Raw genomic sequence first — 1,450 nt, forward strand, 5'->3', positions numbered from 1 at the left:
TATCTTGTCCTAGAAAAACTTTACAGATTTATTACTTTGTCCTATCTTAGCTTGACATTATCAGGAATTGAGTGTTTTAGTCCTGCTATGCCTTTACACTTCGGATCAAAGATAGGAACTTCTTCATTAAGTACATTCTTCTTTCGATAATAATTCTTCCATCTACGTTCTGTTTTAATATTTGCTTGATGAACCAAGGCAGGAACCATATAACTAATACTCTGATGTGGTCTTTGATTATTATATAAATCAATAATTCGACTAATGAAGTTAATAGTTTCCTGCCATGATTTTAGCTTAACATCGTATATCCATTCTGTTTTCAGAATGCCATTTATTCTTTCTGCTATTGCATTTTCAAGTGGATCGCCACTTTCCGTCATGCTAATTTGTACCTTATGCTGCGTTAGCAAATTAACATAACTGGCGCTGCAATATTGGCTTCCTCTGTCTGAATGATGAATAAGCCCGGAATATCCTTCCGGTAAACTATTTAAAGCCATTTTCAAGGCAGCAAGAGCATTGCAAGCACGAAGTGATGGAGCAAGCTCCCAACCAACGATCTTATGAGAATAGGCATCTGTTACAAGTGCTAGATAAGCAAAACGCCCTGCCATCTCAATATAAGTAATGTCGCTTACCCATAATTGATTGGGAGCCGTTGGTATATAATCCCTTATCAAATTGGGGTATTTACGCATCCAATGATTGGAAAAAGTCGTTTTTCTCTTATTTCTCACCCTTCTGACCAATAAATAATTACGATACAGTAATTCAATGAAAGCATCTCGACCTATGTGTATACCCATCACTTGGAATGTAGGTTGAAGATAGATTAATAACTTCTTCGCACCCATACGTGGAAAATCTTTTCGAGCATTGTGTACCAGAGACAAGATTACATCTTCTTCCACATTCTTATTGGCAACATAATGAGACTTTTCATAGTAAGCCTGACGGGTTTTGCCAAACAGCCGGCATAAAACATCTATCTTATATGATGGATGCTTTTGCCTTACTTCTTGGACTGTTTGGCACCAGATTTTTTTCTTATATCAACCTTTAGCTCACGTTCCGCAATATCAATCATAGTATCTAAACAAGTGGAACGCATTTTTTCTTTCGCCAGTTGTTGCTCTAGTTCACGGATACGTTCTTCCATTGCTTCAATAGGTAGCTTTTCTTCTTTCATAGGTATTATACTTGATACCACGAATTTACTACTTTCTTTGGGATTGGAAGCAACTCTTTTACGATGAACCCAACTACTGACCGTATCTCTCTTTACCTGAAAGCGTCGGGCTATCATGTCGACTGATTCATTACTGTTGTAGTAAGCAGTCAAAACACGCTCACGGAATTCTTCTGAATAGAATTTCCTTTCTCGTCTAATCATAACTTGTACACTTTTTATAGTTATTACTGTGTAAAGCTATTTTAGGACAAGTCA

General features: G+C 36.9%; 2 protein-coding genes. Both read right to left on the reverse strand.

The window, feature by feature from the left end:
- Positions 1 to 41 precede the first annotated feature (41 nt).
- Positions 42 to 1,043 (reverse strand): IS3 family transposase, encoded by a 1,002-nt coding sequence (locus NBH14_RS28605; RefSeq protein ID WP_117899989.1) that lies wholly within the window; start codon positions 1,041 to 1,043, stop codon positions 42 to 44.
- On the reverse strand, positions 1,016 to 1,396 hold the full coding sequence (locus NBH14_RS28610) for a transposase (RefSeq protein WP_004327320.1): 381 nt from the start codon (positions 1,394 to 1,396) through the stop codon (positions 1,016 to 1,018). The genes NBH14_RS28605 and NBH14_RS28610 overlap by 28 nt, the downstream gene beginning before the upstream one ends.
- Between the last annotated feature and the right edge of the window lie 54 nt (positions 1,397 to 1,450).

The sequence above is a fragment of the Parabacteroides caecihominis genome (genome assembly GCF_023656785.1).
Taxonomy (GTDB): Bacteria; Bacteroidota; Bacteroidia; order Bacteroidales; family Tannerellaceae; genus Parabacteroides; species Parabacteroides segnis.

What these genes read in the sequence shown, in the direction of transcription:
- NBH14_RS28610 (WP_004327320.1), bottom strand. Translation starts at nt 1,396, where the DNA reads ATGATTAGACGAGAAAGGAAATTCTATTCAGAAGAATTCCGTGAGCGT.